Source organism: Peptococcus simiae (assembly GCF_046569735.1).
Lineage (GTDB): Bacteria > Bacillota > Peptococcia > Peptococcales > Peptococcaceae > Peptococcus > Peptococcus simiae_A.
The window spans coordinates 23184-39349 of sequence record NZ_JBKICG010000009.1; the positions used below are offsets into that span (position 1 = coordinate 23184).

Annotated in this window: 15 protein-coding genes and 1 riboswitch; of the genes, 7 read left to right on the forward strand and 8 right to left on the reverse strand. The window is 47.1% G+C overall.

Annotated elements, in window-relative coordinates:
• Nucleotides 1-204 precede the first annotated feature (204 nt).
• The 7 genes from thiC to ACLGL1_RS05170 form a co-directional block, all read right to left on the reverse strand.
• Nucleotides 205-1524, reverse strand: coding sequence for a phosphomethylpyrimidine synthase ThiC (gene thiC / locus ACLGL1_RS05140; protein ID WP_411007682.1), 1320 nt, complete (start codon nt 1522-1524; stop codon nt 205-207).
• A 12-nt stretch (nt 1525-1536) separates the two neighbouring features.
• Nucleotides 1537-2121 (reverse strand): thiamine phosphate synthase, encoded by a 585-nt coding sequence (locus ACLGL1_RS05145; RefSeq protein WP_411007683.1) that lies wholly within the window; start codon nt 2119-2121, stop codon nt 1537-1539.
• Nucleotides 2114-3274, reverse strand: coding sequence for a 2-iminoacetate synthase ThiH (gene thiH / locus ACLGL1_RS05150; RefSeq protein ID WP_411007684.1), 1161 nt, complete (start codon nt 3272-3274; stop codon nt 2114-2116). The genes ACLGL1_RS05145 and thiH overlap by 8 nt, the downstream gene beginning before the upstream one ends.
• Nucleotides 3267-4061 carry a thiazole synthase gene (locus tag ACLGL1_RS05155; RefSeq protein ID WP_411007685.1) on the reverse strand — a complete coding sequence of 265 codons (795 nt, stop codon included), beginning with the start codon at nt 4059-4061 and terminating at the stop codon, nt 3267-3269. The genes thiH and ACLGL1_RS05155 overlap by 8 nt, the downstream gene beginning before the upstream one ends.
• Before the next feature lie 12 nt (nt 4062-4073).
• The gene (gene thiF / locus ACLGL1_RS05160; RefSeq protein ID WP_411007686.1) at nt 4074-4700 is read right to left on the reverse strand and encodes a sulfur carrier protein ThiS adenylyltransferase ThiF; all 627 of its coding nucleotides are present in this window, start codon (nt 4698-4700) and stop codon (nt 4074-4076) included.
• Nucleotides 4700-4894, reverse strand: a complete 195-nt coding sequence (gene thiS / locus ACLGL1_RS05165; protein WP_411007687.1) for a sulfur carrier protein ThiS — start codon at nt 4892-4894, stop codon at nt 4700-4702. The genes thiF and thiS overlap by 1 nt, the downstream gene beginning before the upstream one ends.
• A 53-nt stretch (nt 4895-4947) precedes the next feature.
• A riboswitch (TPP riboswitch) is annotated at nt 4948-5031 on the reverse strand.
• 41 nt (nt 5032-5072) lie between these two features.
• On the reverse strand, nt 5073-6101 hold the full coding sequence (locus ACLGL1_RS05170) for a PTS transporter subunit IIC (protein ID WP_411007688.1): 1029 nt from the start codon (nt 6099-6101) through the stop codon (nt 5073-5075).
• 76 nt (nt 6102-6177) lie between these two features.
• Between ACLGL1_RS05170 and ACLGL1_RS05175 the strand changes: the two genes are divergently transcribed.
• The 7 genes from ACLGL1_RS05175 to ACLGL1_RS05205 all read left to right on the forward strand — a co-directional run bounded on the left by ACLGL1_RS05175 (nt 6178) and on the right by ACLGL1_RS05205 (nt 14520).
• On the forward strand, nt 6178-6828 hold the full coding sequence (locus tag ACLGL1_RS05175; RefSeq protein ID WP_411007689.1) for an HAD family hydrolase: 651 nt from the start codon (nt 6178-6180) through the stop codon (nt 6826-6828).
• A gap of 729 nt (nt 6829-7557) precedes the next feature.
• Nucleotides 7558-8868, forward strand: coding sequence for an aminotransferase class III-fold pyridoxal phosphate-dependent enzyme (locus ACLGL1_RS05180; RefSeq protein WP_411007690.1), 1311 nt, complete (start codon nt 7558-7560; stop codon nt 8866-8868).
• 57 nt (nt 8869-8925) lie between these two features.
• Complete coding sequence (locus ACLGL1_RS05185) at nt 8926-10002, forward strand: hypothetical protein (RefSeq protein ID WP_411007691.1); 1077 nt, start codon at nt 8926-8928, stop codon at nt 10000-10002.
• Between the two features lie 333 nt (nt 10003-10335).
• Entirely contained in the window at nt 10336-11742 is a 1407-nt protein-coding gene (locus ACLGL1_RS05190) for an SLC13 family permease (RefSeq protein WP_411007692.1), read from the forward strand.
• Nucleotides 11743-11779: 37 nt separating this feature from the next.
• Nucleotides 11780-11998 (forward strand): ferredoxin family protein, encoded by a 219-nt coding sequence (locus tag ACLGL1_RS05195; RefSeq protein WP_411007693.1) that lies wholly within the window; start codon nt 11780-11782, stop codon nt 11996-11998.
• Between the two features lie 31 nt (nt 11999-12029).
• Nucleotides 12030-13748 carry an FAD-binding protein gene (locus ACLGL1_RS05200; protein WP_411007694.1) on the forward strand — a complete coding sequence of 573 codons (1719 nt, stop codon included), beginning with the start codon at nt 12030-12032 and terminating at the stop codon, nt 13746-13748.
• Between the two features lie 82 nt (nt 13749-13830).
• Complete coding sequence (locus tag ACLGL1_RS05205; protein WP_411007695.1) at nt 13831-14520, forward strand: Crp/Fnr family transcriptional regulator; 690 nt, start codon at nt 13831-13833, stop codon at nt 14518-14520.
• Nucleotides 14521-14621: 101 nt separating this feature from the next.
• On the opposite strand, the gene ACLGL1_RS05210 is transcribed toward ACLGL1_RS05205, so the two are convergent.
• Nucleotides 14622-16151, reverse strand: coding sequence for a dihydrolipoyl dehydrogenase family protein (locus ACLGL1_RS05210; protein WP_411007696.1), 1530 nt, complete (start codon nt 16149-16151; stop codon nt 14622-14624).
• Nucleotides 16152-16166: the final 15 nt, after the last annotated feature.

The window sequence follows — 16166 nt, forward strand, 5'->3', positions numbered from 1 at the left end:
GATACCTCTATACAAGTGATCTACTGTGAAGGCAAGGAGTAGGTGACCGTAGATGAATTCCGGGCAACCTAGCTGGTAGATTCTGTATATAGTAAAGTAGACCCGGCTGGTATAAGACGGGCAGGCACTTATAACAGAGAAAAGAGGCACGCAATGGCAGAAGCGTGCCTCTTTTCTTTTGATGTTTTTAAGGAGGAGGGATACTTAGCAAGATTCGATTTCTGTGACAAAGGAGACATCCTGACCATTTAAAATACGGTTGGTGGTCCGGACGGCGCACATCTTACCACACATGGAGCAGGTGTGACGCTCGGCAATGGGGGTGCTTTCGTAGTAGCGCTGGGCCTTTTCCGGGTCCAGGGCCAGCTTGAACATCCGGGGCCAGTTGAGGGCATGGCGGGCATCGCCCATGGCATTATCCCGGTCCCGGGCACCAGGCAGGCCCAGGGCAATGTCGGCTGCATGGGCGGCAATTTTAGAGGCCATGATCCCTTCCCGGACGTCGTCTAAGTCCGGCAGGCGGAGGTGCTCGGCCGGGGTGACGTAGCAGAGGAAGTTGGCCCCATGCTGGGCGGCAATGGCCCCGCCAATGGCCGAGGTAATGTGGTCATAGCCCGGGGCAATGTCGGTGACCAGGGGCCCAAGGACATAGAAGGGGGCCCCGTGACAGATCCGTTTTTCCAGGGCCATATTGGCGGCGATTTCATTCATGGCCATGTGGCCCGGCCCTTCAACGAGGACTTGGACATCAGCAGCCCAGGCCCGCTTGGTCAGGTGACCGATTTCGATGAGCTCGGAAATTTGGGCAGCATCGGATGCATCGTCAATGCAGCCAGGGCGGAGGGCGTCACCGATGGAGATGGTGCAGTCATAGGCCCGCAAAATTTCCAGGACCTTGTCGTAATGTTCGAAGAAGGGGTTTTCATTGTCGGTCATCATCATCCAGGCAAAGAGGAGGGAGCCCCCGCGGCTGACGATATTCATCCGGCGGCCCTCCCGGCGGAAGGCTTCCACCGCCCGGCGGTTAATGCCGGCGTGGATGGTCATGAAGTCCACCCCTTCCTTGGCGTGGGCTTCGACCACTTTTAGGAAGTCATCGGCGGTGATGTTCATCAGGTCCTTTTCCAGGTAGCCGATGGCGTCGTACATGGGGACGGTCCCGATCATGGCTGTGGATTCATTGATGAGGGCAGTCCGGAAGTCCCGAGTCTTGCCGTAGTTGGACAGGTCCATAATAGACTCGGCGCCCATATCAATGGCCATCCGGACCTTGTTCATTTCCAGGTCATAGTCCTTGGCATCGCCGCTGATGCCTAGGTTGACATTAATCTTGGTCCGTAAGCCGTCGCCGATCCCCTCGGCGGAAATGCTCTTGTGGTTGATGTTACAGGGAATAGCAATCGTCCCTTGGGCGACCCGGTCACGGATCCAGTCCGGGTCACGATGTTCTTTTTCAGCGACGAGGGCAATCTCCGGGGTGATAACCCCTGCTTTGGCAGCTGCCATTTGGGTTGGATGGTTCATTGGCGAATCTCCTTACTGTTCAAATTGATGAAATAATTGAATCAGTGATGTCGGATCGTCGGCAGTCATCAGTGGGCTGCGTACGGCGTAACCGGCAGCACCGGTAGATAAGACGGCAGGGACCCTCTCCGGGGTGATGCCGCCAATAGCAATAACAGGTTTATCCGTTAGCTGGACGCAGCGGGCCAAAAAGTCCAGGCCGGCTGCCGCCTTACCGGGTTTACAGCTGGTTTCAAAAATATTACCGAGGAGAAAATAAAGGGTGGAACTTTCATTTAAAATGCGGATTTCATCAGGCCTATGGACAGATACCGCAAAAGGGGTGCCGACCGGCTGGTCCTTGGCTACCGCAAAGGGGAGCTGGACATAGGTGCCCGGGTAGCGGATAACCGGGGCCCGCCAGTTTAAGATGAGCTGGACACAGGCTGCCCGGCACAGGGGGGCCAGCTGGTCCACCAGGCTGAAGTAGGCGGAAAAGGACAGGTCTTTCTCCCGCAGAATAAGGGCCTGGGGCTGGGCTGAGATGATTTTTTTCAGGTGGGTCAGGAAGTCACCGGCAACGAGTCGCCGGTCGGTGACTACAAAGAGCCTAGACATAGATGTCGTCAGCGTAGGAAGGCTGCATGCCGTGGGCCCGGATGGTGTCAGCCATTTCTTTGACTGTCCGGGTGTCGTTGATATCAAACTGGGCATCGCCGGTTTTTTCGCTATCTGAGGTGTGCTCACCAATGCCGGTGGATACCCCGCCGGAAACCTTGGTGGCGGCGATGGTGATGATGTTATCCCGGAAGCCGGCCCGTTCTCGGGTGGAAACGGTAATCGGCGCATAGGGGGCTAGGAGCCGGTAGGCACAGATAATCTGGAGGAGCTGGGCCTCGCTGATGCCCCGGTGGGGGTAGTCACTCTGCCCCTTGATGGGCCGGAGGCGGGGGCAGGAAAAGGCAATGGAGGCGTGGGGGTATTTCTTCTGCAGCCGGGTGGCGTGTAGGCCGGTGGCTAAGGCGTCCCGCCGCCAGTCGGCCAGGCCGAGGAGGGCGGCAAAGCCAACCCCCCGCATACCGCCCATAAGGGCCCGTTCCTGGGCGTTAAAGCGATAAGGGAAGATCCGCTTGTGGCCGCCTAGGTGCAGTTCAGCATAAATGTCCGGTTGGTAGGTTTCCTGGAAGACGGTGACATAGTCGCAGCCGGCTTCGTGGAGCTCCCGGTATTCATCAGAGTTGACCGGGTAGATTTCCACGCCGACGGTGCGGAACTTCTTGCTGGCCAGTCGGCAGGCTTCGGCAATATAGGGTACCGGTGAGGCCCCCCGGCTTTCCCCGGTGAGGATGAGGACTTCTTTTAGGCCGGTGGCGGCAATGGCGTCTAATTCTTTTTCAATTTGGTCATAGTCCAGTTTTAACCGGGCGATTTTATTGTGGCTGTTAAAGCCGCAGTAGACGCAGTGGTTTTCACAGTAGTTGGCAATGTAGAGGGGGGTAAAGAGAGAGACCGTATTGCCAAACTGCCGGCGGGTCAGGGCCTGGGCCTTGTGGGCCAATTCTTCCAAAAAGGGCTCAGCAGCCGGTGAAAGGAGGGCCGCAAAATCGGTTTCGGTCAGCTGGCCGGCATTTAAGGCCCGGCGGACATCTTTCGCAGTGAAGGCATCGAAGTCGGTGGCATAGATGGTGGAGACGATATCCTCCATCAAGCTGCCATCAATGACCTCCATCCCTTCCTGGTATTCCATATGGTTGGTGTTTTGGTCAATCATGGTCTTCCTCCGGGGCACGTAAGAAACCGGTCAGGGGAGAAGAGGCGCTGGCCCCTTCGCCCGGGTCTAAGACCCGGCCCAACCGGGCATGGTAGGCAGCTCGGCCGGCCCTGATGGCATCGGCAAAGGCCTTGGCCATGGCCGGGACATCTTCAGCGGTGGCAATGGCTGTGTTGACCATGCAGGCCGCAGCGCCCATTTCCATGCAGGCGCAGGCTTCAGAGGGCCGGCCCAGACCGGCGTCTACAATAATCGGCAGGTCAATTTCATTAATTAATATTTGAATAAAGTCCTTGGTGGACAGGCCCCGGTTAGACCCGATGGGGGAGGCCAGGGGCATGACAGCTGCCGCCCCGGCATTGACCAAGTCCCGGGCCACATTCAGGTCCGGATACATATAGGGGAGGACGGTGAACCCTTCCTTGGCTAAAATTTCCGTAGCCCGGATGGTTTCGGCATTATCCGGCAGCAGGTACTTACTGTCCCGGATGACCTCAATCTTCACCATGTCGCCGCAGCCCAGCTCCCGAGATAAGCGGGCAATGGTAACGGCTTCATCGGCATTGCGGGCGCCACTGGTATTGGGCAAGAGGCTAACCCCTTTGGGGATAAAGTCCAGGATATTTTCCTCGCCGCCCTGGTTGGCCCGGCGTAGGGCCAGGGTGATGATTTCCGCCCCGGCGTCTTCCACCGCTGCCTTGATAAGGGGCAGGGAAAATTTCCCGGAGCCTAAAATAAAGCGTGATTCAAAGCTATGGTTACCTAAGATCAATCGATCGTCTGACATAGGTCCTCCTCCTTAAGGTTCATCGTATCCAAGTAACAAACGTAAGACTAAAAGGGCTGCATGGTTGGCGCACAGGGCCACCCGGGGGGCATATAAATGCCCATCGACTGCCACATCGCTTTCCCCATCCCCACAGAGCCAGAGCCTGTCGAAGCGCTTTTCGCTGTGGATGAGGTTGCCGCTGGCGCAGCCCGCCATGCCTGAATTGGCAATGACCCGGGCCTGGGTTTGGGCCAGCAGGGTAGAGACCAGCATGGCCTTTTGGTCGCTGTCATCAAAGGCCTCGCAGACCAGGCTGCAGCCGGCAAAAACACCCGGGATATTGGCCGGCGTGAGCCGGTCCGGGTAGAGGTCCAGGCGGATGTCCGGGTGGACGGCCCTGAGGTTGGCCGCTGTGGCCTCGGTTTTCAACTCGCCAACCTGGGCCAGGGTATAGTTTTGCCGCTGGATATTGGACAGGTCCACCCGGTCAAAATCCGCCAATACCAAGTGGCCAACCCCCATCCGGGCCAGGGCCATGGCAATGTGAGAGCCCAGGCCGCCTAAGCCGGCAATCCCGACCTTGGCCGCCGCCAGTTTTTCGGTAGCGACCAGACCATGCCGGGCCACCCGAATGGCATATAAATCATCTGCCAGCATCAGCCACCACCTACAAACTGGACCACTTCCAAGGCATCCTCTGCCTGGACCTGGGTCTCTGCAAAAGCCCCCTTGGGCAGGACGGCCCCATTTAAGAGCACCGCCACCCGGTTGCTGTCGTAATCCAAAGACGCCAGCAGGTCGCTGACTGAGCAGGGCCCCTCCAAGCTTATTTCTTTACCGTTTACAAGCATAAGCGCCTCCCTTCCATCCAAAGGCATAAAAAAAAGACCGGCTACCGCCGGTCTATGCAGACACTGTCGCTCCCTTTTGGTACTAACCAACAGGTTCAACGGGTTTAATCTCAGCTAATGCACCCCGGCTAATACCTAGTATAGGTCTCACTTATGACCTTGTCAAGGGGCCTTTTATTTAATCCATCTGACTTAGAGTCAGGTCACCGGCCTTGATGAGGCCACGGGCCGTCAGCCCCTTGGCCACCAAAAGGGCAATGACCGCCGGAGCAATAAAGTGCATGACCGCCATTTGCAAGAGGACATCCGGCGTGTGGCCCATGACCTCCAGCATGGCAAACTGGCCCACCAGGCCACTGGTCCCCATGCCGGCCCCGGAAGCACTGGAGGTCATGCCCAGGACCGTCGTTGAAATAGGCCCTAGGATGGCCGAAGCCACAATGGCCGGGAGCCAGATCCAGGGGTTCTTGATAATATTGGGCACCTGGAGCATACTGGTCCCAATCCCCTGGGCAATCAGGCCGCCAAGCCCGTTTTCTTTAAAGGAAATGACCGCAAAGCCAATCATATTGGCTGCACAGCCGACCGTCGCCGCCCCGGCCGCCAGGCCCGTTAAGTTCAGGGCAATGGCTAGGGCCGCCGAAGAAATCGGGAGGGTCAGGATCATCCCCATGAGGACCGCCACCGCAATCCCCATGGGAATGGGCTGTAATTCCGTTGCCGAATTAATGACCTGGCCCAGGCTCTTCATCATCGCCGAGAAGATAGGGGAGAGGTAGATACCCGTCACCCCGCCGGTCACAATCGTCACCAAAGGCACCAGGACAATATCCACACTGGTCTTCCCGGCCACCCGCCGGCCGACTTCAGCCGCCAAAAGCGCTGCCACAAAAGCCCCGACCGGCTCTCCGATGACCGCTGTCGCCAGCCCATCGGAAAAGGTCAGCGTCCCGGCCCCAATGGCCCCGACCGTCGCACAACTCATTACCACCAGAGAAGGGGCATTTAATATGTAAGCCACTCCGACCCCAATGGCCGGTCCCATGAGCCGCTGGGCTACATCCCCCACCTGGACCAGAATATCCAGCCCACTAAGGGTCCCAATCTGCTTAATAATCAGGCCAATCAGTAAGGAGGAAAAAAGCCCCCAGGCCATACCGTTTAAAACCTTCGTAATGTAATCGCGTACAGAATACGCCTTTGCCATCATCGTCGCCTCACTTTGTTTAAAAGCTATAAATCGTGTACAATAGATATCCATGATATGAGAAAGGGTGATATCAATGACCTACGCCATCTTTGATATGGACGGTACCTTAATAGACTCCATGCCCCTCTGGCAGGACGTCGGCACCACCTTTAGACAAAAACGCAAGCTCCCTCCCCTGGGCGACCTGACCCAGCTCTTTCATAAAATGACCATCGTTCAAGCCGCCGCCTACCTCAAAGAAGCCTACCAGCTGCCTGAGTCCATGGAAGCCGTCCATGACGACATCCGGGCCATCGCCTGGCAGGCCTATGCCGAGCAAGTCCCCTTAAAGGCCGGCGTCCTGGACGCCCTAGCCGCCTTCCGGCAAGCCGACATCCCCATGGGCATCGCCACCGCCAATGAACGCCCCCTGGTCAACCTGGTCCTGGACCGGTTAGGCCTCAGCCCCTACATTCAAGCCGTCCATACCTGTTCAGAAGTTGGCGCCACCAAAAAAGAAGGCCCTGACGTCTACCAGGCCTGCCTCCAGGACCTGGGCGGGGAGAGCCCCCAAGACTGCTACGTCTTCGAAGACGCCCCCCACGCCGCCGAAAGCGCCGCCTCCGCCGGCTTCCAAGTCGTTGGCGTCTACGATCAAGCCTACGCCTACGACCTCCCCCGGCTAAAAAAAGCCAGCCAACACTACTTCGAAACCGCCAGCCAATGGCCAAGCCTGCTCAAGTGACTAGACAGGTGTAAAGACAGTGACGGTTAGATTATACCATAGAATCCCCCGCTGGAAATAATAGATTTCCAACGGGGGATTTTTTGCGGTAGGGGTTTCAAATAAAATCTGAAAAGTGAGGAGATACAGGGACTCAGTTTAATAGCTAATTTGTGATTGGTCTGACTATATAAAAAGCAAGTAAAATAGTTTGATACCATCGTTAGGATGATATCAAAAAGTTGGGTTAAAGAGGGGCTGTGTCAGAATGAGTAAAATCATTCGACACAGCCCCTGGATTGCAGACAAACTTAGCCCTAATTGATTTATAAAATTCTCCTTAGCTATATATTATAATCTTACATAGATATATCCATAAACAAAGTCCCTCCTCATTTTTTTGAGCTGGGACTTTGTTTGTTAGAGGGGCTATTTTGCAACAGCCCCTTTCTTCTATATTTATTATTTATGAGTAAAAAAGTTAATCGAACTACAACCATATAAATACCATTATTAAACGAACATCATGGAGTAGAAATTAAAGTCTCTCCTTGTTAGGCGTGTCTTATTTTATGGATAAAATTTGTATAAAGGAAAAAGAGCAAATAAATATAAAACAATAAACAACATTTCTGAATCATAAAAAATACTAATAAATAAAAAGAATTTCGCAGTTGACAAAAAAAAAAAAAATATAAGCTATTCTAAAGTTTTAGATAATTCTCTATATTCATGGAAGTGAGGTACAATATGAATACTAATGAATCTATCGCTAAAGGTGAAAAAAAGTATATCGCAAAAACCCAAAAAATACCCTACTATCCAATCGCTTTTAAAAGAGGGGAGGGCGCTCTTCTTTATGATTATGACGGGAAAAAATATATTGATTTTCTAGCAAGTGCCTGCTCTGCAAATCTTGGGCATGGGAATAAAGAGATTGCAAAGTCTGTATATGAGCAAATGCAGAATTTAACTCAGTACACTCTAGCTTACTTTAATAGTAGTGCCCCAATAGAACTAGCTCATTCTCTTTGTGAAATTGCTCCAATTTCCGGGGATAAAAAAGTTCTGTATTCAGCTACAGGATCAGCATCTATAGATGCTGCAATAAAAATAGCTAGAGCCTACACTGGCCGTTCAAAACTTATTTCTATGACAGAATCCTATCATGGGAGCACTTATGGCGCTATATCAATTTCTGCTTTAAGTAATAATATGCGTAAAGGCTTTGGGCCGCTGCTGCCAGAGGTTCATTATTTTAATTATCCCAGTAAAGATAAAAACTGGAAAGTTTGTATTGAAGAAATAGAGTATGCTTTTGAGCACTATATTCCAGCAGAAGAAGTCGCAGCTATTTTTATTGAGCCAATAGCTGGTGATGCCGGTATAGTAGTACCACCTAAGGAATGGGTTCAGGCTTTGAGAAATCTTTGTGATAGGCATGGAATACTTTTAGTTGTGGATGAGATTCAACAAGCGCTATGTCGCACAGGGAAATGGTTCGCTATTGAACACTTTAATGTTGAGCCGGATTTAATTGTTATGGGTAAATCCGTTGGTGGCGGTTTACCGTTAGGTGCAGTGATTGGTAAAGATGAAATTATGAGTACATTAGAACCACCGGCCCATCTATTTACTTTAGCTGGAAATACAACTGTATGTGTAGCTGCCCAAAAAAATTTAGAGATTTTAAAAAAAATAGATGCTAATTCTTTATCTATTGAACGTGGAGAATACTTGAAGAATAAATTCAAAGATTTAAAGAAGAAATATAATTTTATTGGTGAAATAAGAGGCCTAGGTTTATCTATCGGTGTTGATATTATTGATCCGGAAACAGGTGGTAAAAATAATAAAGCTACAGCAAAAATTTGCTATTATGCGATAAAAAATGGATTGTTGATGATTTTCTTGAATCAGTCCACTTTACGCATTCAGCCTCCCTTAGTTATTCAAGAAGCGGATATAGACGAGGCTATGGAAATACTTGAGGCAGCAATGAGTGCGTATGCCAATAATCAAATTAGTGATGATGTTCTAGATGAGATAGCCGGTTGGTAAAGTCATTTTTATGGACGCTAGCTACTATCACTAAGGAGAATAAGGGGTGGATTGACAATGAGTGAATCAAAAGTAAGTTGGCGTAATATAATTGTATTTGCTGGTGCGTATGTAGCCACTATAATAGGTTCGGGATTTGCGACTGGCCAAGAAATTATGCAATTCTTTACGTTTTATGGATTAACCGGTATCTTTGGCTGTATTGTTACATTAGTTGTGTTTTCTTTTACGGGAATGGAATGCCTGTCTCGAGGACGTGTTGTCCAGATAGACGAGACAGTAAAAATATTTTCTTTTTATTGTGGGAAGTATTTTGGGAAATTTTTAGAGTACTTTGTTCCGCTATTTCTATTTGGGGTCTATGTGATAATGATTTCCGGTGCAGGGGCTACACTGGAAGAGTACTATAATTTAAATCCATATGTGGGTCGAGTTTTAATGAGTTTAGCCGCTTTTGCGTCTGTTATTTTTGGCTTGAAAGGCATGATGAATGTTGTAGGTAACGTAGGACCTATAATTATTATTTTTGCGGTTACGGTCGGTTTAGTAAGTCTGGTCCAAAATTATGATCAACTTGCCGATTCAATTCAAACGCTTTCTACGCTTGAGTTGGCGAAACCTGCGCCAAATGGTTTTATAGCTGGTCTGCTATATCCAGCATATAATATGTTGGTTGTAGTGGGGCTATTATCTGGTATGGGGAGGATGGCCAATAATAAAAAAGAGTGCTTGTATGGCGGATTTTTAGGTGGTTTTTTACTTTTCCTGGCTGCTTTAGTGATGCATTTAGCTATGTTATCACAAATACAAGCTGTCTCTTCACTGAGTATTCCGTCACTATTTTTAGCTTCTCAAATATCGCCGTTAATGGCTAAAGCTTTTTCTGTAATATTGATGTTAGGTATTTATACCACTGCTGCACCGCTTCTATGGCAAACAGTTAATAGGTTTGTCGCTGACAAACATCCAAGATTTAAGATAACTACGGTTGCTATAACAGTAATAGGTTTTATTTGCGGATTGTTACCATTTGATCGTTTGATTGGTATTATCTATCCGTTTACAGGATATATTGGGATTATTGTTTTTGTATTGATGGTTATTAAAGTTGTAAGAATTAAAGTGTCAAAATAAGGAATAGTATATATGGGAGAATATGATAAACTATTCTTTATTTCTAATTTGATCATGCTGTCAAACAAGGATAATATTCCAAGTAAACGGTTCTATAGATATTAAAAACACCCTCTTTTCAAAGGAGCCTGCTCTTTTTCTATGATGAAATAGGAGCAGGCTCTTTCTTTTTAGGTATATTGTTAATTTAAATATGAAAGAATATATGTAAAGTAGAGAATAATCATAGAAGGTTTTGCTTATGTAGTTACCACTACAGACAGTAGGCAAACACCAAATTATAATAATAGATAGAATAAGGAATAATTATGTAATATGTGGAGGCGAAATATCATGTCTGTAAACAGTAACAGTGGAGGTAAAGTTTATCGTCAAGGGATTACAATAATTCTCCTTGTATTGATATATATCTTTTTATCTTCGCTCCCTTCTCCGGAAGGTTTATCTATTGCTGGGCAAAAGGCCCTGGCTCTTATGACCGTCGCAGTATTATCGTGGGTTTTAGAAGTAGTGCCGTTAGCTGTATCTGCGCTTTTTTTCTTTATTCTACAGCCTATTTTAGGTATTGCAACTTTTGATGAAGCAATCAATGGCTTCGCTCAGCCAATATTTTTCTTTGCAATAGGTTCATTTTTAATAGCAAATGCTTTAACACAAAGCGGGATTAGTGAAAGAATCTCTCTAAAAATGGCCCTAATTTCAAAAGGGAATCCTGAAAAAATGTTGTTTATTTTCATGTTTTCTTCGGCAATAATGTCTTCTTTTTTAGCAGATGTACCAGTTGTAGCTGTTATGTTCCCAATTGGACTTGCTATACTAAAAGGAAGTGGTTGCACCCCTAAAAAGAGTAATTTTGGCAAGGCCCTTATGATTGGATTAGGTTTATCTGCTCTTATTGGTGGTATAGGTACTCCTTCAGGATCATCGGCTAATATTTTAACTATGGACTTATTAAACAATATGGCCGGAATTCAAATCACCTACTTACAATGGACCCTTATCGGCTTTCCAGTTGTACTTTTTCTTATTCCAATTGTATGGAAAGTATTATGCATTGTATTTCCACCAGAAATTGATACCTTGACAGGATTAGATGAAGTTCAAAGCAGATATAATGCCTTGCATAAGTTGACCAAGAAGGAAATCAAATTTCTGATTATCACAGTTATTTTACTATTTTTCTGGATTAAAGGAATTTTACCTATCCCCATTACGTCTCTTTTATTTGGCATTTTGTTCTTTTTCCCGGGTATCGATGTCTTAACCTGGGAAAACTCAAGAAACAAAATTGGTTGGGAAGTTATTATACTCACATCTGTTTGTGCCTCTCTTGGTATGACTATCTGGAAAACAGAAGCAGCATCCTGGATTGGTAGTATTTTATCCAATATGGTTAGTGGATTGCCCGCTATTGCAGTTCTCTTTATTATTTGTCTATTTGTAGGATTCATCCACTTACTTATTCCGATAAACCCTGCCCTAGTTTCTATTATGATACCAATTGCTATATCCATTGCTGAGGATATGGGTATTAATCCGAGTTTCTTTGTTATTCCGATTGGTTTTATGATTTCTTGTGCTTGTTTACTACCTTTGGATGCGGTTACTTTAATCCCCTATGCTGGTGGTTATTTTAAGATGCAAGATATGCTGAAGCCTGGTGTTTTTGTTTTAGTTTTTTGGGTGGTTCTTGTAGTTGTTGCAATGTATACGATTGCACATCCGCTAGGACTTACTTAAAATATAACGTTGCTTAGTATTTCAAGAGGAGGAAAATATGATTACAGCTATTGACCGTGAAAAGTGCATCGGCTGTGGAAAATGCACTAACACATGCCCTTTGGACACACTGCGTATGGAGGATGGAAAAGCAATTATTGCCCACCCAGAAGATTGTATGACCTGTTTTCAGTGTGAGATGGTGTGCCCGGCAGAAGCTATTTATGTGCACCCCTATAAAGAATTGCTCCCTCGCTCTTTACCGTTTATGTTTTAAGGGTAGCTGTTATATTTAGGAGGAAGGTATTATGCGAGATATCAAAGACATTCATTATTCTACCGATATATTAATTGTAGGTGCTGGATCTGCGGGGCTATGGGCTGCATATAGCGCAAAAAAGAAAAATCCAGACGTAGACGTTTTAATCTGTGATAAAGGCCCCAAAAACTGGGGCGGGTTAATGTCTTGCGCTGGTGGTGACTTAGATATTGTTATGCCCGATGAAAATATAGATGATTGGATAAAAGACTGGGTTTATTATTATGATGGTTTATGTGACCAGGAATTAATGGAGAAAATTTTTAAAGATACTTATGATATCTTTAAAAAATATGAGGGGTGGGGTTGCGAATACCTAAAAGATGAAAACGGTACTATTGAGACAGTTGGTGTGCCTCAAAGAGGACTTGATCATGTAAAACTATATGTTACTAAGATAAAGGGTAGCGGTGGCCTAAGACTGGTTAATGCTATTGTCAAACAAGTTAATGAATTAGGTGTTCGAAGTATTGGACGTACTATGCTCACCGACCTTATTAAAGATGCTGAAGGGAAAATTTCTGGAGCTGTCGGTTTTGATATAATAACCGGTGACTTTATTCAAATTCAAGCAAAATCAGTTCTGCTTGCTACTGGTTTTGGCGGTTGGAAGAGCTCATATATGAAGAATGCAAGCACCGGTGAAGGTATTGAAATGGCTTTCAAGGCCGGCGCTGAACTTCGTAATATGGAATTTGTGCGCGTATGGAATGTGCCGAAGCTTTTTGCTTGGGAAGGTCAGACAACTTTGCTTCCTCTTGGGGCCAGATTTACAAATAATAAGGGCGAAGATTTTATGGCAAAATATTCTTCAACTCTTGGCGGGAATACGGACCCACATTATACAACGGTGGCAATGGCTTTAGAAACACGTAAAGGTAATGGACCATTCTATCTTGATACTACTGCACTAAGTCCAGAGGATGAGGCGGTCGTACAACCTAAATTAGGCTGGCAAAAAATTAACTATGACCGCTTAAAAGAATTGGGCATTGATTTCTTTAATGAAAAAACAGAGTGGATGCCTCAACCACTTTTGTCATATGGTGGTATCGTAGCAGATTTGGAAGGTCAAACAAGAGTTCCAGGCTTATATGCAGCGGGAAGATGTAGAAGTATTGATCCAGGCGTTTATACAGGTGGATTTGCACTTGCAACAACAGCTACAACTGGTAAAATTGCAGGGGAATCCATGGTAGACTATATCTCTGATGTAAGCTTTAGTGAGTTTGATGAAAATGAGATTAAAGCTTTAAAAGAAGAACTTTATGCTCCTCTTTCTAATAGGGGGATTGATTCAAAAGAAGTACTAAGAGCGATTCAGAGAATTATTTACCCTTATGAAGTTTCTATTGTAAAATCTGAGGAAAGCTTAGAAAATGCTCTAAAACAGTTAGAAAGTCTTCAACGTGAAGCACTACCTTTCATGGGCGCATCTTCTCCCCACTATTTAATGAAGCTTAAAGAAGTACAAGCAATTAGTTTTATTACTGAGTGGGTGCTTAAAGCATCGCTTCTCAGAAAAGAATCCCGCTGTGGACATTTCCGTGAAGATTATCCGGATCATCTTGATGAATGGCTCAAGTGGATTGTTATAGGTCTTGAAGATGAAGGAAAAGTTAACGTTCATACTGAAGATGTTCCTTTAGAGTCGTATAAGTTTGATATTGAAAGATATTATCAGGATAATTTTGACTTCAAAAACTAAGATAAGTTAAGTTAAGGTAGAGACGAATCTACCTTAACTTATTTATACTTTTTCGGTTAATTTGTTCTTTGGGGTGAGATAAGTGATTAATGATGGTTTTATAAATAATTTTTTATCCAATCATTTTCTCGATCATCTTGATACATTTGAGTTTTTGGGACAAATAGGAATCGAAAGAAAATTCCCTAAAAATACTATTATTACGAAAATTAACGAGAAAATTCAAGGTATATATCTTTTAACTGAGGGCGTAACTAGGTCTGTTATTATTGGCGAAGACGGAAATGAAAAAACGATTTTCTATAATACTGCCCCGTGTTTCTTCAATGAAGGTCCGTACTTTTCAAGCTTTCCTTCTGAAATGGAGATTCATGCGCAAACGGATTGTACGGTAAGAGTAATCACCTGGCTTGATATTAACAATGCTTGTGATGACAATATAGAAATTGAAAAAGAGCTAATTCGATATTTTGCACAAAAATCATATCTTTTATTAAATCAAATTACGGACTTATTACTTCTAACGCCTAGACAAAAAACGTTAAAGGCTATCTTAACTCTAGCCAAAGATGAAAATATTAGCTTTCCTGGAAAAGAAGGGCGTGTTTTGAATTTTTCCCAAAATGACCTAGCAAAAATATGTGGATTGCACCGTGTCACTGTGTCATCAATTATTTCTGAACTAAAAGAAAGTCATATTGTTAGCCGAACGGCTAAAGGGAAAATAATTTTAGTTAAGAATTTTGAGGAAGAGATAAAAAAGATTTGGTAAAACTGTAAAACTAGAGTGACCCCAAAAAGCACAAGCCCCGTCTCAAAAAAATGAGACGGGGCTTGTGCTTTTTGGGGAGGCTATTTTGCAAGAGTCCTTTTTTATGCCTGGTCTTCCTGGGCTTCTAGGTCATAGTAGGGCCAAATGCCCACTTCAGACAGGGAGGGGTGGGGGACCATGGTTTCTCGGACGGTCCGGAGCTTATGGGGGTCCATGTCGCGGACCAGGCCGGCAGCCCGGAATTGTTCGGTTTCGGGGCTGGCGATGGCCTCATTGATGGCCTCCAGGGGGGTATCTCCGGCATTCATCAGGTTCAGGTAGGGTTGGATCAGGGCTGAGGCATAGGGCCCAATGGCGTGGACCCCCAGGAGGGTCCCGTCTTGGGCGTCAACGATGAGCTTGGCAAAGGCCTTGGCCTGGCTATCCGGCTTGTAGCCCAGGGCAAATCCCTTGGCGGTTTCGTAATAGTGCCAGCGGCCCACCCGGACCTGGTGGCCGGCTTCTAGGGCCTGGGCTTCTGTCAGGCCCACATCGGCCACTTCCGGATGGGTGTAGGTCACAGCCGGGACCAGGTCATACCGGGCCCAGCGGCGGTCCTGGTCATCTTCAGCCAGGAAATGGTTATGGGCCAGGATATCTGCCTCATAATTGGCCTTGTGGCGGAACTGGTGGAGGCCATTGATATCGCCGAAGGCGTAGACCCCTTCGACAGAGGTTTCTAAGAATTCATTGGTGGGGATCCAGCCCCGGCTATTGGTCTCGATATGGGTATTTTCCAGGGCCAGGCTGTCGCTATTGGGGACAATCCCCGGGCAGATAAAGAGGAGGTCAGCATCGATATCTGTGAGGCTGTCATCGGCCCGGTCGCGGATGGTCAGGGTCAGGCCATCCCCTTTGGGCTTGACCCTGGGGGTCTTTTTATTCAGGTAAACGGTAATCCCGTCCAGGCGGAGGTTGTCCAGGATGGCGGCGCTCATTTCCTCGTCTGACTTGGGCAGGAGGCGGACATTGTGCTGGACCAGCTGGACCTTGGCCCCAAAGGCCCGGAAAATATGGGCAAACTCACAGCCAATGGCCCCGCCGCCAATGACAATGACATCCTTGTAGGGTTTGTCCGGCCAGGCCGGGCCAAAATAGTCTTCACTGGTGGTATAGGGGACCTGGTCCAGACCTTCAATATCGGGGACCTTGGTCCGGCCGCCGACGCCGATATAAATTTTAGGAGCGGTGATTTCTTCAGATTCGCCGCCGGTATTGAGGCGGACTTTTAGGGTATGGTCTCCGGTGAAGTAGCCTTCCCCTTCATAGACATCCAGATTTTTTTCTTTTAAGTAAAACTGATGGAGGTCCTTGCTTTCATCGATTTTTTGCCAGACCCGCTGGCTGATGACCTCCCAATTGACTCTTGGCTCACCGGCTTCAAGGCCCAGCTTGCCTGAATCGCGGATTTCATACAGGCGGTCAGCAGCGGTGACCATGACCTTGGTGGGAATACAGCCCCTGGTCAAACAGGTCCCACCGAATTTTCCCCGCTCTATTTGAGCGCAGGATAGGCCCTTTTTTAAGGCAGCTTCTAAGATAATATTAGCAGATCCGCTGCCAATTACGATCACATCGTATTTTTTCATCATATCATCCTCCTCATC